The sequence below is a fragment of the Halalkalibacter krulwichiae genome, assembly GCF_002109385.1.
GTDB classification, from domain to species: domain Bacteria; phylum Bacillota; class Bacilli; order Bacillales; family Bacillaceae_D; genus Halalkalibacter; species Halalkalibacter krulwichiae.
Map to the genome: position 1 here is coordinate 2124999 of NZ_CP020814.1, position 21372 is coordinate 2146370.

General features: G+C 35.1%; 22 protein-coding genes, 2 pseudogenes and 1 riboswitch. Of the genes and pseudogenes, 17 read left to right on the forward strand and 7 right to left on the reverse strand.

Annotation, left to right across the window (positions count from 1 at the left end; all coding sequences use genetic code 11):
* The first annotated feature begins 126 nt into the window (after positions 1-126).
* From BkAM31D_RS10670 to BkAM31D_RS10685, 4 genes are read left to right on the forward strand one after another with little or no spacing between them, the layout of a single operon-like run.
* Positions 127-621: a small multi-drug export protein gene (locus tag BkAM31D_RS10670; RefSeq protein WP_066151325.1), complete on the forward strand. Its 495-nt coding sequence runs from the start codon at positions 127-129 to the stop codon at positions 619-621.
* A gap of 12 nt (positions 622-633) precedes the next feature.
* Positions 634-1356, forward strand: coding sequence for a hypothetical protein (locus BkAM31D_RS10675; RefSeq protein ID WP_066151323.1), 723 nt, complete (start codon positions 634-636; stop codon positions 1354-1356).
* Positions 1357-1368: 12 nt separating this feature from the next.
* A complete protein-coding gene (locus BkAM31D_RS10680; protein WP_066151321.1) occupies positions 1369-1752 on the forward strand; it encodes a GntR family transcriptional regulator in 384 nt (127 codons plus the stop codon).
* Positions 1752-2633: an ATP-binding cassette domain-containing protein gene (locus BkAM31D_RS10685; protein ID WP_066151320.1), complete on the forward strand. Its 882-nt coding sequence runs from the start codon at positions 1752-1754 to the stop codon at positions 2631-2633. The genes BkAM31D_RS10680 and BkAM31D_RS10685 overlap by 1 nt, the downstream gene beginning before the upstream one ends.
* Position 2634: 1 nt before the next feature.
* Here the strand turns inward: BkAM31D_RS10685 and BkAM31D_RS10690 are convergent, their stop codons facing one another.
* The 3 genes from BkAM31D_RS10690 to uvsE all read right to left on the reverse strand — a co-directional run bounded on the left by BkAM31D_RS10690 (position 2635) and on the right by uvsE (position 5081).
* Entirely contained in the window at positions 2635-3351 is a 717-nt protein-coding gene (locus BkAM31D_RS10690; protein ID WP_066151317.1) for a YwaF family protein, read from the reverse strand.
* Positions 3351-3983 (reverse strand): 3'-5' exonuclease, encoded by a 633-nt coding sequence (locus tag BkAM31D_RS10695; protein ID WP_066151314.1) that lies wholly within the window; start codon positions 3981-3983, stop codon positions 3351-3353. Before BkAM31D_RS10695 ends, BkAM31D_RS10690 begins: the two co-directional genes overlap by 1 nt.
* 156 nt (positions 3984-4139) lie before the next feature.
* A complete protein-coding gene (uvsE, locus tag BkAM31D_RS10700; protein ID WP_084372029.1) occupies positions 4140-5081 on the reverse strand; it encodes a UV DNA damage repair endonuclease UvsE in 942 nt (313 codons plus the stop codon).
* A 173-nt stretch (positions 5082-5254) separates the two neighbouring features.
* Here uvsE and BkAM31D_RS10705 point away from each other — a divergent pair, with 173 nt between their 5' ends.
* A complete protein-coding gene (locus BkAM31D_RS10705; RefSeq protein WP_235820312.1) occupies positions 5255-5917 on the forward strand; it encodes a Crp/Fnr family transcriptional regulator in 663 nt (220 codons plus the stop codon).
* Positions 5918-5981: 64 nt separating this feature from the next.
* Here the strand turns inward: BkAM31D_RS10705 and ric are convergent, their stop codons facing one another.
* The gene (gene ric, locus BkAM31D_RS10710) at positions 5982-6695 is read right to left on the reverse strand and encodes an iron-sulfur cluster repair di-iron protein (protein ID WP_066151310.1); all 714 of its coding nucleotides are present in this window, start codon (positions 6693-6695) and stop codon (positions 5982-5984) included.
* A 191-nt stretch (positions 6696-6886) separates the two neighbouring features.
* Between ric and BkAM31D_RS10715 the strand changes: the two genes are divergently transcribed.
* Positions 6887-7978 (forward strand): TIGR04053 family radical SAM/SPASM domain-containing protein, encoded by a 1092-nt coding sequence (locus BkAM31D_RS10715; RefSeq protein ID WP_066151308.1) that lies wholly within the window; start codon positions 6887-6889, stop codon positions 7976-7978.
* Positions 7979-8010: 32 nt separating this feature from the next.
* Here the strand turns inward: BkAM31D_RS10715 and BkAM31D_RS10720 are convergent, their stop codons facing one another.
* On the reverse strand, positions 8011-8721 hold the full coding sequence (locus tag BkAM31D_RS10720; RefSeq protein ID WP_066151306.1) for a YwiC-like family protein: 711 nt from the start codon (positions 8719-8721) through the stop codon (positions 8011-8013).
* Between the two features lie 200 nt (positions 8722-8921).
* Between BkAM31D_RS10720 and BkAM31D_RS10725 the strand changes: the two are divergent.
* From BkAM31D_RS10725 to BkAM31D_RS10760, 8 genes and pseudogenes are all read left to right on the forward strand, one after another.
* Positions 8922-9907 (forward strand): annotated as a pseudogene (locus BkAM31D_RS10725) (acrylyl-CoA reductase family protein).
* A 111-nt stretch (positions 9908-10018) separates the two neighbouring features.
* A riboswitch (TPP riboswitch) is annotated at positions 10019-10120 on the forward strand.
* A gap of 94 nt (positions 10121-10214) precedes the next feature.
* Positions 10215-11503 (forward strand): annotated as a pseudogene (locus tag BkAM31D_RS10730) (acetylornithine deacetylase).
* Positions 11504-11505: 2 nt separating this feature from the next.
* Complete coding sequence (tenA, locus tag BkAM31D_RS10735; protein WP_066151300.1) at positions 11506-12180, forward strand: thiaminase II; 675 nt, start codon at positions 11506-11508, stop codon at positions 12178-12180.
* The gene (locus tag BkAM31D_RS10740; protein WP_066151298.1) at positions 12173-12949 is read left to right on the forward strand and encodes an ABC transporter ATP-binding protein; all 777 of its coding nucleotides are present in this window, start codon (positions 12173-12175) and stop codon (positions 12947-12949) included. The genes tenA and BkAM31D_RS10740 overlap by 8 nt, the downstream gene beginning before the upstream one ends.
* Complete coding sequence (locus BkAM31D_RS10745) at positions 12946-13698, forward strand: ABC transporter permease (protein WP_174521898.1); 753 nt, start codon at positions 12946-12948, stop codon at positions 13696-13698. The genes BkAM31D_RS10740 and BkAM31D_RS10745 overlap by 4 nt, the downstream gene beginning before the upstream one ends.
* Positions 13695-14720 (forward strand): ABC transporter substrate-binding protein, encoded by a 1026-nt coding sequence (locus BkAM31D_RS10750; RefSeq protein ID WP_066151296.1) that lies wholly within the window; start codon positions 13695-13697, stop codon positions 14718-14720. Before BkAM31D_RS10745 ends, BkAM31D_RS10750 begins: the two co-directional genes overlap by 4 nt.
* A gap of 208 nt (positions 14721-14928) precedes the next feature.
* Positions 14929-15603 carry a phosphatase PAP2 family protein gene (locus BkAM31D_RS10755; RefSeq protein WP_066151294.1) on the forward strand — a complete coding sequence of 225 codons (675 nt, stop codon included), beginning with the start codon at positions 14929-14931 and terminating at the stop codon, positions 15601-15603.
* Positions 15604-15605: 2 nt separating this feature from the next.
* Positions 15606-15824 carry a YdbC family protein gene (locus BkAM31D_RS10760; protein WP_066151291.1) on the forward strand — a complete coding sequence of 73 codons (219 nt, stop codon included), beginning with the start codon at positions 15606-15608 and terminating at the stop codon, positions 15822-15824.
* Positions 15825-15924: 100 nt separating this feature from the next.
* Here the strand turns inward: BkAM31D_RS10760 and BkAM31D_RS24280 are convergent, their stop codons facing one another.
* Together BkAM31D_RS24280 and BkAM31D_RS23540 are read right to left on the reverse strand one after the other, a co-directional pair.
* Complete coding sequence (locus BkAM31D_RS24280) at positions 15925-16053, reverse strand: hypothetical protein (RefSeq protein ID WP_257391656.1); 129 nt, start codon at positions 16051-16053, stop codon at positions 15925-15927.
* A gap of 202 nt (positions 16054-16255) precedes the next feature.
* Positions 16256-16345, reverse strand: a complete 90-nt coding sequence (locus BkAM31D_RS23540) for a YjcZ family sporulation protein (protein ID WP_066151289.1) — start codon at positions 16343-16345, stop codon at positions 16256-16258.
* 336 nt (positions 16346-16681) lie between these two features.
* Between BkAM31D_RS23540 and BkAM31D_RS10770 the strand changes: the two genes are divergently transcribed.
* From BkAM31D_RS10770 to BkAM31D_RS10780, 3 genes are all read left to right on the forward strand, one after another.
* Positions 16682-17560 (forward strand): LysR family transcriptional regulator, encoded by an 879-nt coding sequence (locus tag BkAM31D_RS10770; protein ID WP_066151286.1) that lies wholly within the window; start codon positions 16682-16684, stop codon positions 17558-17560.
* Between the two features lie 189 nt (positions 17561-17749).
* On the forward strand, positions 17750-19456 hold the full coding sequence (locus tag BkAM31D_RS10775; RefSeq protein ID WP_084372024.1) for a sigma 54-interacting transcriptional regulator: 1707 nt from the start codon (positions 17750-17752) through the stop codon (positions 19454-19456).
* 319 nt (positions 19457-19775) lie between these two features.
* Complete coding sequence (locus BkAM31D_RS10780) at positions 19776-21350, forward strand: acyl CoA:acetate/3-ketoacid CoA transferase (RefSeq protein ID WP_174521897.1); 1575 nt, start codon at positions 19776-19778, stop codon at positions 21348-21350.
* Positions 21351-21372: the final 22 nt, after the last annotated feature.

The following is a 21372-nucleotide window of genomic DNA, read 5'->3' on the forward strand; positions in this document are numbered from 1 at the left end:
CAAAAAGATATTTGGCACATCTTTTCTTTTTTTTTTGCTAGTTTCCAAAAAAAGGTTTTATCCTTCGTGAATACATGTTATAGTGTGTATATAGATATATACACTATAACAGTTGGAGGGGAAAGAATGGATTTACTTAATGTCATTTGGGCGTATGTGCTTGTATTTATTTTATCAGCTATTCCTTTTTTTGAAGCATTAGTCGTGGTTCCACTAGCGATTCTTGGTGGATTACATCCACTACTAGTTACTGTAATTGCAGTCATTGGAAATTTATTAACCGTTTATTTAGTGATTGTATTTATTGAAAAAATTAAAAGTTGGCGTAAAAAGAAAAAGAAAGATGAAGATCAAAAAGAAAGTAAGAGATCAAGAAGAGCACAAGTGATTTGGAAAAAGTACGGATTACCAGGTTTAGCATTAATTGGACCATTTTTTGTTGGAAGTCATTTAACGGCGTTAATGAGCATTACGTTAGGAGGCACGAAAAAAGGAGTTGCTTATTGGATGACGATAAGTTTAGTTGCTTGGTGTATAGGATTGGCTATTTTAGCTTATCTAGGTTTTGATTTACTTGGCTCGGGAGATCGAGGGTTTATCATAGAAATTTTCAATCGTTAAAGGAGAAAGAGTATGTGGATGCAAACATGGTGGTTAGTCAAAAAAGAAATGATTAATAAAGCAGGTAGTATATTCTTAACAGCTTTATTCGTTATGTTAGTAGGAGTTATCACAGCAACGATGTTGGGTCAATTCATAGAAGGGCAAAGATCTAATCAATTTTTGTTAGATTTGATTTTTATCGGGATAACTCCTTCATTTGCAGCTTTAGTTATGTCTGGTCCCTATTTAACGTTTCAAACGATTAAGACTGATCCTTTTACAAAGGTAATGGGTTTTTATCGGTCGTTGGCTATCCCATTTCGTGTTCTTGTATTAAGTAGGACTGTCTTTATGTTGTTTACTTTAGTTGCCATGTCAGCTGTATATTATCTGACTATCTTTTTAAGGCTACAAGTATCGTTTATAGCATTATTTGAAGTTAGTAATTACCTGATGTTTGCACTTTTTTGGTTTGGTTACGCATTAGCCTTAGGGGGGATTAATTCCTTTATTGAATATGGAACGAGTGGCAAAATGCTGTATATCTTTAGTTTTGTTATGACAATAAGTGTAGTAGCGTTTGTATTGTTGTTTTCATTAACTTTTCATGTTGGTTTCGTTGAGCTCAGTATTCGGTTACTTGAACAATATCAATGGTATGCTGTATGTTTATCTTTAGTCCTTGGATGTTTAGGTTTTACCTTATGGTATAAACTCTTATATATCAGGTTAGGGACACGAGATTATGTGTAGGGAGAGGAATAAATGAAGCTGCCAATTCGTGTTTCAGAAGAAAGCAGAGAACCTATTTATCACCAAATTGAATCGCAAATTAAAGCACTTATCGTAGGCGGGCAGCTTTCACCAGGAACTTCACTTCCTTCTATTCGAGCTCTAGCAACAGAATTAGGGTGTAGTGTCATTACGACAAGAAGAGCATATCAAAACCTTGAAATAAAAGGGTTTATTAAGACTGCTCAAGGAAAAGGAACATTTGTTAGAGAAGTAGAAGATACTGTCCAAAAGGAAACTAAGCATAAAGCTGCATATGATGCTTTTAGAAAAGCGATCTCACAAGCAGAACAACTAGGTTGTTCAAGAGAGGAAATGCAAATGATCTTTCAGCAACTAATGAAGGAGGGGAAATAATGGTTTCTGTTTTAACATTGAAGGAAGTAGTCAAAACCTATCCTAGGTTTACGCTCGGACCGTTAAACCTAAACATTGAACAAGGAACAGCAGTAGCTGTTATTGGACCTAATGGTTCAGGTAAGAGTACTTTGTTTAAGTTAATCATGAATATCATAAAAGCTACTGATGGAAAAGTTGAGCTATTTGGTCAAGTAGTTTCGACTGAAGATAGTATATTAAAACAGCAGGTTGGTTATGTAGGTGATCGTCTCACACCTTTTGGGGATTTGAACGTAAAGAAGTTAGCAGCATTCATTTCCTATTGGTACCCCAATTGGGATCAGAAGAAATATGAGCATTTGGTCAACAGATATGAAATAGATGAACAAGAAATATTTCAAAAATGTTCGAAAGGAACTCAGAAGAAGATCGAGTTTATTTTTGCGTTAGCCCATAATCCAAAACTCCTTTTATTGGATGAACCATCAGCAGGAGTGGATCTTCTTTCACAACGGAAAATGAAAGAAGATTTAACTAACTATATGGAAAGCGGATTTAACTCAATTATGATGTCTAGTCATACTTTAGATGAAATAAAGCATCTCTGTGATTATTTATGTATGATGGATAATGGTAAAGTCCTTGATGTACTAGAAAAGGATGTTATACAAGATAATTGGGCTAAATTGTGGGTAGATCATTTACCTGAGGCGCTATTAAATGAATCTTGGATACTGAAAATTGAAAATGAACCGCTTCAAATTATATCGAATAACCGAGAAGAAGCAGAACAAGTTTTGGCGGAAAATAATGTAACTATTCAGCACATGCAAAAATTAAATATTGACGAAGCCATTGAGTACTTATTATATAGATCCCGAGAAAAATCAAGTAATTAAGTTAAAAAACTTTTCGTTTTTGATTAAGGATGAAAGGGAGATAAAGGAATAAAAATATGAAAAACACTAGAAATTCTAGTGAAATAATATACCAAGGGTAAGGTCCTAAATAGTCAAGAATACTTGGATTTGTAGGCTTGCGCGCAAGAAACATGTAGTTTGTCCCCGTATATATATTAACAATAAAAGCTAGAATGGCAAGAACATTTAACAAAGCGAATGATTTTATTAATGACCTAAAAGTTACTCTGAATTGCATAACCCAGACCATATACAAAATTGAGAAAATGATCGCTATATGTGCGACAAAGAAATGAATAAAACGAAAATGGGGAAATGTATAAAAAAGATCAGGCGTTAGAATTGCTTGTATAGCGCCACCTAGGCCAAAGAAATAAACAAACTCAAAAAGTAAAAAGTTTTTTGTCGCTAACATGAAAATACAAAGGTACAAACTTATTGTACATAACTGTAAAGGCAAGTTATAGCGAATGTCCCATTGGCCGACAGCAATACTCCAAGCTACAATACTAATTTCAGAAATCACTAACAGTACTATGAACAGCAGGTGACTATATTTCCTCACAAAATAGTGATTTCTGAGATGATAAAAAAGAGTCGTAACCAAAACAAATGAACTTATTGTATAAATGTGCACAGGTGATAAGAAAAAGTTTTTGTCCACGTGCGTTGTCATATCAAAAATGGAATCCATCATTACACCTTCTTCGTAACAGACTCTAAATGACGAAAACGGGAGCGTTTATACTTTTTATAGTGAAGTTTTATTTCTTTTTCGGATAATGAATTTTTTTCTAAATCAAATCGATCAAGAAATTTAATGAAAAGAGCAGCGGTATTAATCGCATCATCAATTCCTCTATGAGATTTACCTGTGAGTTCAATTCCGGCAATATTCAAAGCATTTTTTAAACCGATCTGATTATTAATATCTTCTGAAAGCATCTTGCTAATAGGCTTTTGAATGTCATTATAATTAACTAACCAATCTAATGGGATCTTATATTGTACAGATTGATTTATAAAATGGGCCCGATCATCTTTTCCCCAAGAACATAAATAATATTCATCGGTACCTAACCATTTTCGAAATTGTTCAATCCCTATATTAAACGGAACAGCTTTTTTTGTGTCCTCTTCACTCATTTTAATGAATTTTCTCGTACTTTTAGAAATTTGGCCCCTTTTGGGAGTGATATAAACTTGAAATTGATCAGTAATCGATCTTGATTGCAGATCAACTTTACATGCTCCAATTTCAACGATTTCACTTGGCTGCCCTTTTCTAAAGCGTTTCATAAGCTCAAGATCAAAAATTACAGCTATCATTATTGACTCATCCCTTTACAGCAATTATTTTCAGTCTCTAATGGAGCAGGATGTTTCGTAAAATAACTTGTCACCTGCCCCCAAAAAAAGAGTAAGTTAGAACCAAAAAGTACACACAATTAATTTCACGTACTGTAGTACTTTTAATAATGTGGATTACGATTCATAAAGGTTAGGAGCCAGTTCAACAGTAATCCCATGTTCTTCCGGCACAATCGTTCCTTTTTTTAGATGTTGATATATTCGTAATACAGATTCATCTTTACGTTTGGATTCAAACATGATATCCACTTCACGGCTACCGATTAAACGTAGAAAATCAATAAAGTCTTGTTCTAATATAAAATCATGATGGGCTGTATCTGTCTCTGCATTTCTTCCTGAACTTATATGCATTTTTGGGCGTCCAACAGATTCCCATGATTTAAACACTGTGGTTAGAGCTTCAGTTAATTCTAATTCACTAGATGGGTTACAGCGATTATGGTGGTAATCGAATAAAATAGGAATACCTGTCTTTTGGTAAATATCGATTACATCTTTGATATGGAAAGTTTTATCATCGTTTTCAAGGCGTAATTTCGATTTAATGTCTTTTGATAAGGTTTGATAGGTTTCAATAAAACGTTCTTTTGCTTCTTCTTTATTCCCGTAAGCTCCTCCAACATGAATAATCATATCAGTTCCCTTTACTAAGTTTAAAACTTTACTATGATACTCTAAATCCAAAATCGCTTTGCGAACGATTTCAGGGTTAGGGGAATTTAAAATGCTGTATTGACCTGGATGCATTGTGAGTCGCAAACTATATTTGCTTGTTAAAGTTTTGATTTGTTTTGTTATATTTAAAACATCAGGGTCTTGTTCCCATACCCAAGTCATTATTTCATGTGTAGCAAAAGGAACTAAGTCACTACTTATTCGATAGAAATAAATGCCCTGTTCAATATTCCAGCTAATGTTTTTTAGAACTTCATTAAAGTTATGTATCGTAAGTTCTTTAACTTTATTTAAGCCTTCATTTTCTACCGTTTTTAATCGACATGTTTTAAATTTTGAAGGAAGTGTTAAGTTAATACATGCATATCCAATCTTCATCAAAATGCCTCCAACTTGTCTTAGTGATCATGATGTTAGTATGCCACAGGAAAGGGCAATAATGAATAACAACATTTCGGTCTGTTGATTTTTTGTCGTCATACCATTTATAGGTGAAATGATAACCTGCTTAAAGAGTGTTAGAATAGCTATTAGTAAAAGGGGGGCGGAAGTTGAGAAAGGTAATAATGAACATTCCACTTTTTAAACATTTAACAAACCAAGAAATCGATGAACTTTTATTGATAACTCATGAAAGACGATATAAAAAGAGAATGGTTATCTTCATGGAAGGGGAACAACGAGAAGCTGTCTATTTTATTAAGTATGGAAGTGTAAAGGCTTATAAAATAGATGAAGAAGGAAATAAGCAAGTAATTTCTTTATTGAAGGAAGGTGATATGTTTCCGCATGTTGGCTTTTTTGATCAATCGCCCTATCCTGCAACTGCTGAAGTCGTTAGTGATACGGAGCTATTAGTGATAAGGATTAAAGATTTTGAACAGTTATTACTTAAACGGCCACAAATGTCTATTAAGGTTATGACTGTGATGGGACAAAAAATAATCGATTTACAAAATCGAATTCAAGACTTCATCTCAAAAGATGTACAGCAACGCTTTATACAAGTAATTATCAAAATGGCAAGCGAACATGGAAAAAAACACGAAAAAGGCATTTATTTGGAGGTACCTTTAACAAATCAAGACTTTGCTAATATGGTGGGTACTACAAGAGAAACAGTGAACCGAATGTTGACACAATTAAGAAAGAGAAAAGTTATTCACTTAGAACGAGATGGAATCTTAATATACAATATAAATGACCTATCATAAAACCCATGCTGACTTAAAGATTTCGACTTTAAATTAGCATGGGTTTGTTTATCTTTTTCGTTTGTTATTCGTTACTAGCCTCTTGCTCTAATCTTGGAAATAGGATGTTATTCTCAAGATGGATATGCTCAAATAAGTCAGCTTCTAATTCTTGCAACTTTAAGTACATTAGTGTATAGGTTGTGCAAGCTCCTTCTGGTAGGCTATAGTCATTTGTAATTTGACGTAATTCTTTTAATAATGTCCCTGCTGATTCGTGTTCATCTTCTAATTCAGAGATGGTTTTCAAGGTGGCATTTAGTTTTGTTTGAGCCCTGCTACTTTCGTAATCAATAATGTTTGGGAACACCCTTTCTTCTTCTTCAATTAGGTGATGTTCTAGTTCAAGCTTTAATTGATGAAAGAGGTGATAAACGTCTTTCAATTCTTTTCTTTTTTTACCATGGACTCGATATACTTTAGTAACGAACTTTGCAAGTTCAGGTAATGTTTCATTTAGATAAACATGATGTGTTGTTATTATATAATTGATAAGGGTCGGATAGCTTGCTTCTCTCCAATTAATAGACTCATTGCTTGAGTAGGCTTCAGAATAGAGAGAGTTCAGTTTATTTAATACTTCTTCTTCATTTAGATGTCGATCTTTTATAGCCTCTGAAATTGGTTGGTTTCCTCCGCAACAAAAGTCAATTTTGTATTCCTTAAGCACCTGACTCGCTTTAGGAAATTTTGTTACTATATCACCCGTTTTTGTTGTTCTGAAAAATACTTGTTCCATTTGATAACCTCCTCGTATTTTATTACAAATTAACTCTAACTTTTTCTGTCTTAACAAAAGGTGATACAGCTCACATAAAAAGTGACAATCTCGTGAATGGAGTTATTGCCAATTTTATTGTGATAGACTTCACTCCTTTTTTCTTTAATTACCATTATCATGTCTTTAGAAAGAGAAAGGAGTGGTTATCTGTGATCCAGCAATATCATCAAAATCCTTTTATTGTTATTTGGGAAGTAACAAGAGCGTGTGCGTTAAAATGTCTTCATTGTCGTGCTGAAGCACAACATTTACGGGATTCTAGAGAATTGACTTTACAAGAAGGGAAAGCGTTAATTGATCAAATCTATCAAATGAATAATCCATTACTTGTTCTTACCGGAGGAGATCCATTAGTTAGAGAGGACCTTTTTGAATTAATCGAACACGCAGTTAAACGAGGAGTCCGAATCTCTATGACACCGAGCGCTACTCCTCGAGTTACAAAAAAAGTGATGGAAAAAGCTAAAGTAGCTGGGTTATCTCGATGGGCGTTTAGTCTAGATGGCCATAATAGAGATATTCATGATCATTTTAGAGGAACAAAAGGGTCATTTGATTTAACAATGAAAGCCATCCGACATTTAAAAGAATTGAAGATGCCATTACAGATTAATACGGTTGTTTCGAAATTTAATGTTAAACATATGAGGGAAATAGCTGAATTAGTAAGTGAGTTAGAGGCAGTACTGTGGAGTGTATTCTTTCTTGTACCTACAGGAAGAGGTAAAAACCTTCAGCCTATTACCCCAGATCAACACGAGGAAGTGATGAATTGGTTAGTTGACTTGAAGAAAACAGCATCTTTTGATATTAAAACAACTGAAGCACCGTTCTTTCGAAGAGTCTTGATTCAAAGACAAGGAGAAAATAGTAACTATAAAATGAACTCAAGCCATTTAGATCGCGATTGCTTAGGTCGAGCTCAAAATGTTAATGATGGTAATGGCTTTTTGTTTATTTCACACATTGGTGATGTTTTTCCTAGTGGCTTCTTACCAATTAATTGCGGTAATATACGTATAAATGACCTTGCAACTATTTACCGGGAGCATCCTGTGTTTACTTCGCTAAGAAATCCATCACTTTATAAGGGAAAATGCGGAACGTGTGAATATAAATTTATTTGTGGTGGTTCTCGTGCTAGGGCTTTTGCAGTAACAGGTGATTATTTAGAAAGTGAACCGTATTGTAACTATATACCAAGAGCTGTGCAGTTTGGAAAGGTTGAAAAGGCTGACTAAGGAAAAGCGCGATTCCTAGTCAGCCTTATGAATTACATCAGAACAAGATAGAGAACAAAAAATATACAACCATTTACAATTTCAATTATACCAATTTTCATTGGTTGTAATTGTTTCTTTCTTGAAGTTAACCAATCTTTTAATGCACTAGGCAAATAGGCAAACGTAAAAAGGGGAATGCAGAGCAGCGTTGGAACTAGTAATAAAAGTAGATGGAATAAATGAGATTTTTTCTTGAATTGTATGTTTTTACGTTCACGAATTAATGACTTTACATAGAACGCACTTGCTGTAAAATAAAAAGCTACGAGTATCAATAATAGAATGACTTCTATTGTATAGGGTGCAACGATTGCATAAGACGCAACTCCTCCAAGTGTAAATGTTATGATTCCGCTAAGGTTGTTCCATAAGCTTCTTTCATTCTTTTTATTAATGAAATAAATATTAACTAAAAGAAGAGGAAAAAGGCATAATCCAAGCCAAAGTAAAAACGGATAAATCCAAATGATCGGTATTAGAAATATACAAGCAACAACTGCATACAAAATTAGCCATCGGAACATTTCTTGATTACGTTTTTTATTGCGGTAAATAGTTAACAGTGGTGTAGAAGCTAAATAGAGAAAAAACCAACCGACAAATAACGGGATGTGGACGAGGCTAGGTGTTGAAGTAATGACTCCAAGTAAGAAAGGTAAGAAAAACATCATCCACGTACCGTGTTCTTTTGGTAAAACCATTAAAATTCCTCCTTGCTGTATAAAAGCCTTTATCAATGTTTTCAATTTAACGAATTAGATCATTTATGACTGTAATAAAGATCACACTGTACTCTTTAAACTAAGCTTCAGTTAGTAATCATGTTTAGGAAAAAGAAGGGAATTCAGTGGAAAAGAAAGAAGTAAGTGGTCAATATTTTATTTTAAGGAGTTGTAGTATATTGAATCATTATCGAGCCTTGGTATTTGATTTAGCTAAAGATCAGAGCGTTATAAGCATACAAGAAAGAACGAAAAGAGACCTTGCCGAGGGTGAGGTTACAATTAAGGTTTCTTATTCAAGCGTGAACTATAAAGATGGTTTAGCAACCATTCCTAAGAAAATTATTCAATCTTATCCCTTAGTGCCGGGCATTGACTTAGCGGGTACGGTTATTGAATCGCGTGATGAACGCTTTTCAAAAGGAGACGAAGTGATTGCCACAAGTTATGATATAGGGGTATCACATGATGGAGGTTTTAGTGAATTAGCAATTGTCCCAGCCAATTGGGTTGTGTCTTTACCAAACGGGTTAACGTTAAAAGAAGCTATGATTCTTGGGACTGCAGGCTTGACAGCAGCTTTATCGATCCAACGCTTGGAGGAAAATGGCCTGTCACCCGAACAAGGATCGGTGTTGGTGACAGGTGCAACAGGTGGAGTTGGTAGTTTAGCTGTAAACATGTTAGCTCAAAGAGGGTATAAAGTAACAGCAAGTACGGGAAAAGAAACGGAGCATGATTACTTAAGAGAACTAGGGGCTACTGACGTAATTCACCGTGATCTATTTCTTAGTGAAGAGAAAAGAGTATTAAGAAAAGAACTATATGCAGCAGCGGTGGACCCAGTTGGCGGGAGGACGTTAGAGCATATATTAACTCTAATTAAATATGGTGGTTCGATTGCTAATAGTGGTTTAACTGGAGGAACAAAGGTAGAAACAAGTGTTTTTCCATTTATATTAAGGGAGTAAATTGGCTAGGAATAGATTCTGTATATTGCCCAATGCCACTAAGAGAAAAAGTATGGGCAAGGTTGGCAACTGATTTAAAACCAACACATCTTCATTCTGACATTGTAAACGAAATTACATTAGACGAATTACCAGTGACTCTTCAAACCATTTTAAACGGGGATGCTCGAGGAAGAACTATTGTGAGATTATAGTCCACTCTTATAAATAGAATGGTATAATTCAGAGAAAATGGAAGATCTATGTTGAAGTTATATTCTAAGTATGTTACAAATAGAAGTATATTTATACACAATTTAAAATGTTTTCGCTGCTAGGGGTGCAAAATTTGCTGAGAGAGACAGTAGTCTTAACCCTTAAAACCTGATCTAGTTCGTACTAGCGTAGGGAAGAAGTGTAAAAATCTATTATTCAATTTGTCTAATGTTTTTAGTCTTATTGATAGTAAAGCCACTTCTTTAATCTTGGAAGTGGTTTTTATTTTTTCTGAAAAAGGAGGGGATGAAATTGAGTGCAAAGATTGAGGCAATTATTGACCAAGTTGAGGAACGCCAAGAAGAGTTAATCAATCTATTAAAAACGTTAATTTCATTTGAAACCCCAGCTCCGCCTGCGAGGAATACGAAAGAAGCTCAAGAGTACGTAGCTAGCTTACTAGAAGAGATGGGCTTTGATATTGATATGTGGGATGTGTATCCGAATGATCCGAATATTATCGGAACATTAAAAGGTAATCAATCTAATGAGTATAATAGTCTGATTATTAACGGTCATATCGATGTTGCTGAGGTAAATGAAGATGAAGAGTGGGAAACAAATCCATTTAATGCTGTAGTTCGAGATGGAGTAGTCATTGGCAGAGGTGCCGCTGATATGAAAGGTGGACTAGCAGGCGCTCTTTTTGCGATTCAGTTACTTCGCGAAGCAGGGATAGAATTGCCAGGTGATCTTATTTTTCAATCAGTCATTGGTGAAGAAGTAGGGGAAGCTGGGACACTTCAATGCTGCAAAAGAGGAAGTACGGCTGATTTTGCTATAGTTGTTGATACAAGTGAGTTACATATTCAAGGTCAGGGCGGAGTTATCACTGGGTGGATCACAATAAAAAGTAACCAAACTTATCATGATGCTACTAGGAGGAATATGATTCATGCTGGTGGTAACTTATTTGCAGCAAGCGCGATTGAAAAAATGACAAAAGTCATTGATGGTTTACAAGAACTTGAACGTCATTGGGCGATTACCAAAAGTTATCCTGGAGTTCCTCCTGGAGCAAACACGATCAATCCTGCTGTCATTGAAGGTGGACGTCATGCAGCATTTATTGCTGACGAGTGCCGACTATGGATAACGGTTCATTTTTATCCGAATGAAACATATGAACATGTAGCCAAGGAAGTTGAAGAACATATTTTAAAAATAGCAGAGGCGGATATATGGTTACGAGAAAATCCACCTACCTTTACGTGGGGGGGACTTCGATGATTGAGGATCGTGGTGAAATATTTCCTTCACTTGAAATTAATCCAGCGAATCCTGCTATTCAATTACTTGCAAATACGCATAAGGAAATAGTCGGACAAGAAGCGATTATTGACGTTTCACCTACCGTAACAGATGGCGGATGGCTTGGTGATGCAGGAATTCCAACTGTTATTTACGGACCTGGAGATTTACTTAATGCGCATTCAGTAAACGAACAAGTTTCAATTAAACAACTTGTAGAGTATACAAAGACACTTATGAAGTTTATTCACGAATGGACAAATCAAATAAGAAGAGGTGCTTAAGAATGAAATTTAGTGAACGTTTACACAAAAAATTACAGCCAATTTGGAGGAAAAACCACGCGCATCCGTTTGTTCAAGGGATTGGCGATGGATCATTAGATCAAAATAAATTTCGTTTTTACATGATTCAAGATTATTTATATTTAACAGAATACGCTAAATTATTTGCTTTAGGTGTAATGAAAGCAGAAGATCTTGAAACAATGGGGAAATTTGCAAACTTACTTGATGCAACTTTAAATGAGGAGATGTCTTTACATCGCGAATACGCCAAAAAGTTTGGAATTGAGGAAAGTGAATTTGAAAACGCCAAGCCCGCTCCAACTATGTTAGCGTACACTCATTATATGCTTCATGTAGGTCAAAATGGAACACTTGCGGATTTAGTAGCTGCTGTTCTTCCTTGTACTTGGAGTTATTGGGAGATTGGGAAAGAATTAAACGACATACCGGGAGCAGCTGATCATGAATTTTATGGTGAATGGATTCAAATGTATCGTTCAGATGAGTTTGGTCAGTTGGCAAAGTGGTTAATTGACTTATTAGACACTTTAACGGAAGGGAAACCAGAGACAGAACTTTCTAAACTCGAAGAAATTTTCTTGAATACAACTAGATTTGAATATATGTTTTGGGAGATGTCTTACAACCAAGAGATGTGGCCAACGGATGAGTAAAAAGTCTTTAAATTTTAAAGATGTAAGCTTTTCCTACACCAAAGGACAACGTTCAGATTCGGATAAAATTCTTGATAAACTCAGTTTTGATGTGAACCAAGGAGAATTTATAAGTATTATTGGACCAAGTGGTTCAGGTAAAAGCACGCTGTTTAGATTAATTACAGGGTTAGAACAGCCACTCGATGGTGATATTCTGATTAATGATCAATCGTTCCCAAACCGCTTTGGAAAAGTAGGATACATGCCTCAAAAAGATTTATTAATGCCTTGGCGTACAATCCTAGCGAATGCAGCTTTACCGTTAGAGTTAAGAGGTGTAAATAAGGAAGAGGCCTATAAACAAGTTAAGAGTCTCCTAGATGATTTCGGTTTAAAAGGGGTTGAACAAAAGTATCCAGGAGATTTATCTGGTGGAATGAGACAGCGTGTCTCATTCTTAAGAAGTGTATTAAGTGGATCGAATGTTTTATTGCTTGATGAACCATTTAGTGCCCTTGATGCAATCACTCGACTGATAATGCAAGAGTGGCTAATAGAACAATGGAGTAGATGGGAGAAAACAATTCTATTTATTACACATGATGTAGATGAAGCTCTGTTTTTATCGGATCGGATTTTTGTCTTTACAGAAACACCTGTGTGCCAGTTAAATGAAGTGATTGTTCCATTAAAGAGACCTAGAGATATTCGAGACATTCATGTTCCGGAAGTGCTCTCAGTTAAAGAACAATTAATTAACCAACTTCGTAAACAGGTGAAGAGATGAATCTAGTGAAAAATTACTATACATCAATTCTCGTTGTGTTCGTTTTGTTTATTAGTTGGGAATTAATCGCTAGACTAATAGGAATGGCCTTTATTTTACCTTCACCTATTCAGGTAATGGTAAAGCTATGGGATATTAGAGAATTATTATTTTGGGTTCATCTGCCATCCACTTTAGCTATTATTATTATTGGGTTAGCACTATCTATCTTATTTGGAGTAGGATTGGCGGTTTGGATGAGCTTAAGCAAAGCAGTTGAAAAGGCATTTTATCCTATCATTATTTCATCGCAAACGATCCCTATCATCGCACTTGCACCAATTTTTGTTCTTTGGTTTGGTTACTCTATTTGGAGCAAAGTTGTAGTGACGGTACTTATTACGTTTTTTCCGATTACGGTTAATACGTTTGATGGTTTGAAGTCAGGTAGTAAGGAATTAAAAGAGCTATTACAAACAATGGGGGCAAATAAAAGAGATATTTTCTTTAAATTAAGTGTTCCATCAGCTCTACCACATTTTTTCTCTGGTTTAAAAGTTGCGGTTACATTTAGTGTAATTGGAGCGGCGATAGGAGAGTGGCTTGGTGCACAATCGGGACTAGGTTATTTTAGCAGACGAATGATGACTCAGTTTGACGGAGCAGGAGTATTTGCACCAATTGTTTTGTTATCATCAGTTGGGATTGTTTTATTTCTACTCGTTCTTATATTAGAAAAAGTGACATTAAAGTGGAGGAGAACAGAATGAAGAAATGGGTAAGGTTTGCAAGTGCAAGTGTCATTTTAGCAAGTTTGGTAGCTTGTGGAGACGGTGAACAACAAGAAGAAGCAGAAGGAATGGAACAACCTATAGTTGAGGAAGAATTGGCACAAGTTGATATCATGCTGGATTGGTATCCTAATGCTGTACATAGTTATTTATATGTAGCACAAGAAAAAGGTTATTTTGAAGAAGAAGGTGTTGAAGTAACGATTCAATTTCCAGCTAATCCAACTGACCCAATTAATTTAGCAGCAGCAGGGCAGGTTACGTTAGGGATTTCTTATCAGCCGGATGTTGTAATTGCCAGAGCAACACAAGATGTTCCTGTTAAATCAATTGGCGCCATTGTTCGTTCCCCATTAAACCATGTTGTTTTTATGGAAGATAGCGAAATACAAACTCCGAAAGATTTAGAAGGTAAGAAAGTTGGCTTTCCAGGTATCCCTTTAAATGAATCCATTTTAAAAACAATGGTTCAAAATGATAATGGCGATCCGGAAAATGTACAAATGATTGATGTTGGTTTTGAATTAGGTACTTCTGTCGTCAGTGAGCGCGTTGATGCTGTAATTGGAGCTTATATTAACCATGAAGTTCCCGTATTAAAGTATAATGGACATAATACGCGCTTTTTTAATCCAGTTGAATATGGTGTTCCAAGCTACTATGAACTTGTTGTCGTAACGAGTGATTCTACATGGGAATCAGAGGAAGAAAGTATTCGAGCTTTTTGGCGTGGAGCAACAAAAGGCTATCAGTTCATGAAAGAGAATCCTGAAGAAGCCTTAGCTATTCTGTTATCAAATCAGGATGAAGCGAATTTCCCATTAATTGAGGATGTAGAGCAAGAAAGTTTAGAAATTCTTCTCCCTAAGATGGAATCGGAGAATGGATTTGGAAATCAAGAAGACGTCTCTTGGCAAGAAACAATTGACTGGATGCTCGATTATGAATTAATTGAAGAAGCACCATTGTTAGAAGATATTTTTGTGAACATAGTTGAATAATAAGCAAAAATGATCAATAAATGGTGAAATCAAGTCTTTAAATCATAATGTATTAATTGTCTCTAGGTTCATTCATGGATTTTTTTACTCTATGAATGAACCTCCTTTATTGTAAAGGAAAGTGTACCTCGTTGTTTTATTTGTATATAAAGCCTGCATCGAGAAGAAACTAACTTCTAGGTTTTGATTACAATAGAGGTGCGTATTTATGAAGCATAGATTATGGTGGGTTTTTTTTGTATTTTGTATTCTACCGTTAGCAGGATTTATTGCTATTTCTTTTTTTGTTTCGAATGGTCAAGTTTCAACTATAGATCAATTTGTTATTGATTTTGTGAAGCGGATAGAGTCTCCTAGCTTGACGAATGCAATGGTCTTTGTTAGCCATTTAGGTTCAACAGGACCTGTTATTGTTCTATCTTGTATTGTATTGGCGATGATTTATCTTAATTACCGAAAAAAAGATGAAGTTATCTTGTTTATTATTGTCTCATTAGGATCTACAGGAATAAATCAAGCCCTTAAAATTTTATTTAAGAGAGATCGCCCATTAGAACAAATAATTATGGAAACAGGTTTTAGTTATCCCAGCGGGCATACAATGGCAGCAGTTTCCCTTTACGGAATTGTGACTTTCTTATTTTGGAGGCACATTCCGTCTAAAATAGGAAGAACGGTGCTAATTTGTGTTAGTAGTTTTATGATTTTAGTGATTGCTTTCAGTCGAGTGTATTTAAGAGTTCATTACGCTAGTGATATCATAGGAGCCGTTCTTTTAAGCGGAATCTGGCTTTACCTTTCTATTTGGGTGTACCAGTATAGTAAGGAGAAGCATCATGATAAAGAGGTATTAAAAAAAGAATCTAATCCAAAAAGGAGTTAAACATGGCAGAAATTAAATATGAAATTGTTCAAACAATAGGAGTCATATCTGAGAATGTGAAAGGTTGGAGGAAGGAATTAAACTTGATTAGTTGGAATGGGAGAGAGCCCAAGTATGACCTAAGAGATTGGGCACCCAATCATGAGAAAATGGGTAAGGGGATCACATTGTCAAAAGAAGAAGTGGATACGCTTAAAGAAATTTTAATAAGAGGAATCTAGAATCTTATTTTTATACAATTTTTCATAAACAATCGTATTTTTCTGGCAATCATTTTCTTGCATAAATATGAGCTCCTTTACTGAGGAGCTCATATTTATGTTATTCCTCTTTTTGTTTTTCATCGGCCTTTTTGAAATTAAAAATATTCTTAATGGGTGTTTGATTTACTTTCTCATTTTCTGCTTTTTTGTCTTTTTCCTTATGAGCATACCAAGAAATGATCTTCATCGTAAGCACCACCATTCTTAGATTCAAGTTTTGATACTTTGTCCAAATATATGTACGAGGTTACCTTATTATGCTAAATGATTCATAGAGCTTAAGAGATCGTTCTAATGATAAAAAGGGCAAGGATTTACGAAAGCCACTGAAGAAGGCATATATTTCACCTTGTCAGTGGCTCGATTTACCTATGCTCTTTTAAATTTCATTATTTAATATAAGCAGCTCCTACAATTACTAGTAGGATAAACAATACTACGATTAGCGCAAATCCACTACCTGCACCGTAAAAACCCATAATGGAATACCTCCTTTTTGAGTTATAATACATAGATATGTCATTTTGTCTGAGACGGGTGGGCAGGTGTGGAATGATTTTCAGATTAATTGAAATGCCTAAAACTAATAAGTTGAAGACAATTGAAGGCCCTAGCATTGAAGGATTACAAAACCATAAATGGGACAATAATGGCCTCGCAAGTAGCTGTTACAGAAGCAGTTTTAAATTAAAAGTTGTGTAGGTAATGTTTAGAAGAGATAACCTCTATAATAAGTTAAATGCATATAGTTAATCTAAATTATTTAAATTATTTATGATAAGATAAAGGTAGATTGTATAGTTAGGAGAAAACAGATGATTATTGACCCACTTAAGATTTTTGTAACAGTTGTGGAGCAAAGGCATTTTTCTAGAGCTGCCAAACTGTTGAATTTATCCCAACCGAATGTGAGTTTGCATATTCGTAACCTTGAAACAGAATTGGATACGACATTATTTATTCGTTCGCCAAAACAGGTTAAAGTAACAGAAGCAGGGGAAATGTTATACATCAGAGCGAAGAAAATTCTTTCCCTTTATGAAGAAGCTAAACAAGAAATTGCTGATCAAAAACATATTGTTCAAGGAACAATAAAAATAGGAGCGAGTTTTACAATAGGAGAATATATATTACCAAGAACATTAGCACAATACGCAAACGAACATCCATTAGTTCATGTAGAAGTAACAATAGGAAATACTGAAGAAGTGATTGAAAAAGTAAGAAGTAACCAGCTTGATATAGGTTTAATAGAGGGAGAACGGCATGACTATGATGCTGTACCTTTTATGGAAGATGAGATGATTATTATTGCACCTGCTGACCATCCGATAGCACAACTACGTATTGTGAAACCAGATATGCTTGAAGGTCAAACATGGATTTGGCGTGAGAAAGGATCGGGAACACGTGCTTATAGTGATCAATTAATTCAAAAATTAGATATTAATGTGAAACGCTCTTTTATCTTTAGTAGTAGTCAAGGAATTAAAGAAGCTGTTTCAGCAGGTTTAGGTATTGCGATGATTTCAAAATTGACGGTAAAAAAAGAATTGCAAACAGGTGAGATAAAACAAATACAAGTCAGTAACCGGACATTTACACGAAACTTCTCAATTATCCAAGGAAAACAAGATTTTGTAAATCGAGCACATGATCTTTTCATCGAGAAGATTATGACGATTGAAAAATAATAAGTGGAAATTGTTACTAATAAGAACTTCTTAGTGATGTTCTTATTTTTTATGTTTGAACTACAAGCTGGTATAGAAGGGATGAGTAATGTTTCATTTGTAAGGGACTATTCTCAAAACTATCGTTCTTGCTAGTTGTGATATAATTATATTAAATAATGATGACGTTTTCAGGATGGAGGCAGGCAAATGAATATAAAAGAAACCGTTAATCAGTTTGCTCGATCTTTTGATCAAGTTGAATCGATTGTTCAAGCGTTACCTTTTGCTGTTGTGCTAACAAATAAGAAAAGAGTCATTCAATATTACAATAGTATGTTTGAAAAAATTGTGAGAGAGAACCAAGCAGGTCTAGTACATCATTTTTTAGATGATGTCATAAAAAAAGATCTAGATCATATTCAAGCTGGAACAAACATTCATCTGAACTCACATGATCGTTCTTTTGTTATGAGAACAGAACTTGCTTATATTCATGGAGAAGAACATAACATCTACTTATTCTCCTCTATCAAGGAGTTAGAAGATCTATTGCACGTAAATCGAGAAAAAAGTGAACTGTTAGAAACCGTTATGGAACTAGCGTATGATGGTATTGTGATTGTTGATGAGAATGGATATATCACAATGCTTAGTAAGGAATATGGTGACTTTATTGGAGTTGATCCTAAAGAAGCTATTGGCAAACATGTGACAGACATAATTGAAAATACACGAATGCATGAAGTTGCTAAATCTGGAAAAGTAGAGATAGCTGATTTACAGAAAATTAACGGAGATTATATGATTGCTACAAGAGTCCCCATAATTCGAAATGGTGAAATTAAAGGAGCAGTTGGAAGAGTTCTATTTAAAAATGTTGGCGATTTCAACTCTCTGTATAAAAGAGTCAATGCCATTGAAAAAGAATTAAAAAAATACAAAGGAGAATTTAAAGAACAAAACAAAGCAGCATATACGTTTTTACATATCATTGGCAAAAGCAAAGCGATTAACCTGGCAAAAAGTGAGGCTGAGCGAGCGGCCTTGAGTGATTCAAGTATTTTACTATTAGGTGAAAGCGGTACGGGAAAAGAGTTGTTTGCTCATTCGATTCATCATGCTAGTAAACGTTCAAACGGTTCGTTTGTTAAAATTAATTGTGCAGCAATTCCCGCTGATCTACTTGAGTCTGAGTTGTTCGGATATGAAGAAGGCTCTTTTACGGGGGCGAAAAAAGGTGGGAAAAAAGGAAAATTTGAAGCTGCTGATGGAGGAACAATTTTTCTTGATGAAATAGGAGAGTTGCCTTTACACATGCAGGTGAAATTTCTTCGCGTTCTTCAAGAAAAAGAAGTAGAGAAAATAGGTTCAACCTCTACAAAGAAGATTGATGTGCGCATCATTGCCGCAACGAACCGTAATCTTGAAGAGATGATTGATAAAGGAGAATTTAGACTTGATTTGTATTATCGCTTAAACGTTGTTTCCATTCACATCCCTTCACTAAGAGAACGAGACAATGACTTGTCAATACTATCAAGATACTTCATAGATAAATTAAATAAACTTATGGATAAACGAGTACAAGGACTTACGAAAGAAGCGGAAAATAAACTATATCACTATCAGTGGCCGGGTAATATTAGAGAATTAGAAAATGTAATGGAACGTGCGATGAACTTAGTTCATTCAAACGATAAAATGATTGATATAAACCACTTATCTGAGAAATTATTGAGTAAAAACGAAACGAAAGAGATTATCCCTTTAAGTGACTTAATGGAGCAAACGGAAAAAGAGGCTCTACAATCTGCTTTACTCTTTACAAAAGGAAATCGTTCAAAAGCGGCTAAACTTCTTAAGGTGAGTCGAACAACTTTTTATGAAAAGCTTTCAAAATACGAACTAATGTAAAAAGACTTCTAATTTCAGAGGTCTTTTTTACTATTTTATAACCTTAGTAAAAGTTATAACGGACTATTTGGTAATGATCATTCTTTTGTGTAAGTGTTCTCGAACAGAAGGAGAAAAAGCTTTAAATATTGTCAGATTTTCCGTACACTTTTGCCTCGTCATGTAAGGAGATACGAACAGGAATAACAATAAATATACAAAAAAATGTAAGCGGATTCAAATCAAAGGTGCTGTCACTGTTGCAATGAATTGGCATATTTATTGCAACAATCGATGTTGTATAGATTTTGATATTACTTCTTAAAGGAGGAATAACAGGATGATCAATAAACAAAAAACAGCGCAAGAAGCCGTGAAACTCATTCCATGTGGAGCTACAGTAGCAACAGGTGGATTCGTAGGGAATGGCCATCCGGAAGAATTAACAGCAGCACTTGAACAAAGATATTTAAAAGAAAAACAGCCTGTAGGGTTAACGCTTGTCTATGCTGCTGGTCAAGGGGATGGCAAAGATAAAGGACTTAATCATCTTGGGTATGAAGGGCTTATCTCTCGTGTAATAGGGGGGCATTGGGGGCTTGCACCAAAACTTCAAAAATTAGCTATTGAAAATAAAATAAAAGCATACAATTTTCCACAAGGAGTAATCTCTCATTTGTTCCGTGATATTGCAGCAGGGAAACCAGGAACTTTAACACATGTAGGGTTAAAAACATTTGTTGATCCAAGAATGCAAGGTGGAAAATTAAATCATGTTACAACGGAAGATCTAGTTTCGTTAATGGAATTGAATAGTAGAGAATATTTATTTTATAAAACATTTCCAATTGATATTGCTTTAATTCGTGGAACTTTCGCTGACGAAGCAGGCAATGTTACGTTGCATAAGGAAGCGGGCTCACTCGAAATTCTCTCGATTGCTCAAGCTGCAAAAAACTCTGGAGGAAAGGTGATTGTACAAGTCGAGAAAATGGTGGAAAAAGGAAGTTTAGATCCAAAATTAGTTAAAATTCCTGGAATTTTAATAGATACCATAGTAGTATCTGACCCCGTTAATCACATGCAGACCTTTGCGGAACAATATAATCCTTCTTATTGTGGAGAAATAAGAGCGGTTAATCGAGGTTTAGAGCCATTAGTATTAGATGAAAGGAAAATAATTGCAAGACGTTCCGCGATGGAACTACAACCGAATGCGATAACAAATCTTGGTATTGGTATGCCTGAAGGTGTTTCGATGGTAGCGAATGAAGAAGGAGTAGATCATTTCATTCATTTAACAGTTGAATCAGGTCCTATCGGGGGAATCCCAGCAGGAGGAATGAGCTTTGGGGCTTCTATTAATCCTGAATGCATTATTGACCAACCGTACCAATTTGATTTTTATGATGGTGGTGGATTGGATGTTGCTTTTTTAGGTCTTGCTCAACTCGATCGTTTTGGCAATGTCAATGTAAGTAAATTTGGACCGAAAATAGCAGGAGCAGGAGGATTTATCAATATTACTCAAAATGCAAAAAAGGTTGTGTTTTGCGGAACATTTACAACAGACGGATTAGAGATTTCCATTGATCAAGGTAAGCTGAATATCATTAAGGAAGGAAAAACAAAAAAGTTTCTAAATGATGTTGAACAAATTACATTTAGTGGTGATTATGCCAATGAAACGGGTCAAACGATTCTCTACATTACTGAGAGAGCAGTATTTGAATTAACAAAAAAAGGTGTTTTATTACTAGAGGTGGCACCTGGTATTAATATTGAAAAAGATCTTCTAGCACATATGGACTTTACCCCAATAATTCCGAAGTACGTATCTACAATGGATGCTCGCATATTCCGGAACGATAAAATGGGACTCTCATTAGAAAGCGGCACAGCTGTTTTAAATTAAAAAGATTCTGGGAGGTCAGATC

What these genes read in the sequence shown, in the direction of transcription:
- BkAM31D_RS10740 (WP_066151298.1), top strand. Translation starts at nt 12,173, where the DNA reads ATGAGTAAAAAGTCTTTAAATTTTAAAGATGTAAGCTTTTCCTACACC.
- BkAM31D_RS10670 (WP_066151325.1), top strand. Translation starts at nt 127, where the DNA reads ATGGATTTACTTAATGTCATTTGGGCGTATGTGCTTGTATTTATTTTA.
- ric (WP_066151310.1), bottom strand. Translation starts at nt 6,695, where the DNA reads ATGGAACAAGTATTTTTCAGAACAACAAAAACGGGTGATATAGTAACA.
- BkAM31D_RS10780 (WP_174521897.1), top strand. Translation starts at nt 19,776, where the DNA reads ATGATCAATAAACAAAAAACAGCGCAAGAAGCCGTGAAACTCATTCCA.
- BkAM31D_RS10675 (WP_066151323.1), top strand. Translation starts at nt 634, where the DNA reads ATGTGGATGCAAACATGGTGGTTAGTCAAAAAAGAAATGATTAATAAA.
- BkAM31D_RS10770 (WP_066151286.1), top strand. Translation starts at nt 16,682, where the DNA reads ATGATTATTGACCCACTTAAGATTTTTGTAACAGTTGTGGAGCAAAGG.
- BkAM31D_RS10680 (WP_066151321.1), top strand. Translation starts at nt 1,369, where the DNA reads ATGAAGCTGCCAATTCGTGTTTCAGAAGAAAGCAGAGAACCTATTTAT.
- BkAM31D_RS10685 (WP_066151320.1), top strand. Translation starts at nt 1,752, where the DNA reads ATGGTTTCTGTTTTAACATTGAAGGAAGTAGTCAAAACCTATCCTAGG.
- BkAM31D_RS10775 (WP_084372024.1), top strand. Translation starts at nt 17,750, where the DNA reads ATGAATATAAAAGAAACCGTTAATCAGTTTGCTCGATCTTTTGATCAA.
- BkAM31D_RS10755 (WP_066151294.1), top strand. Translation starts at nt 14,929, where the DNA reads ATGAAGCATAGATTATGGTGGGTTTTTTTTGTATTTTGTATTCTACCG.
- BkAM31D_RS10695 (WP_066151314.1), bottom strand. Translation starts at nt 3,983, where the DNA reads ATGATAGCTGTAATTTTTGATCTTGAGCTTATGAAACGCTTTAGAAAA.
- uvsE (WP_084372029.1), bottom strand. Translation starts at nt 5,081, where the DNA reads ATGAAGATTGGATATGCATGTATTAACTTAACACTTCCTTCAAAATTT.
- BkAM31D_RS10690 (WP_066151317.1), bottom strand. Translation starts at nt 3,351, where the DNA reads ATGATGGATTCCATTTTTGATATGACAACGCACGTGGACAAAAACTTT.
- BkAM31D_RS10720 (WP_066151306.1), bottom strand. Translation starts at nt 8,721, where the DNA reads ATGGTTTTACCAAAAGAACACGGTACGTGGATGATGTTTTTCTTACCT.
- BkAM31D_RS10760 (WP_066151291.1), top strand. Translation starts at nt 15,606, where the DNA reads ATGGCAGAAATTAAATATGAAATTGTTCAAACAATAGGAGTCATATCT.
- BkAM31D_RS10745 (WP_174521898.1), top strand. Translation starts at nt 12,946, where the DNA reads ATGAATCTAGTGAAAAATTACTATACATCAATTCTCGTTGTGTTCGTT.
- BkAM31D_RS23540 (WP_066151289.1), bottom strand. Translation starts at nt 16,345, where the DNA reads ATGGGTTTTTACGGTGCAGGTAGTGGATTTGCGCTAATCGTAGTATTG.
- tenA (WP_066151300.1), top strand. Translation starts at nt 11,506, where the DNA reads ATGAAATTTAGTGAACGTTTACACAAAAAATTACAGCCAATTTGGAGG.
- BkAM31D_RS24280 (WP_257391656.1), bottom strand. Translation starts at nt 16,053, where the DNA reads ATGAAGATCATTTCTTGGTATGCTCATAAGGAAAAAGACAAAAAAGCA.
- BkAM31D_RS10750 (WP_066151296.1), top strand. Translation starts at nt 13,695, where the DNA reads ATGAAGAAATGGGTAAGGTTTGCAAGTGCAAGTGTCATTTTAGCAAGT.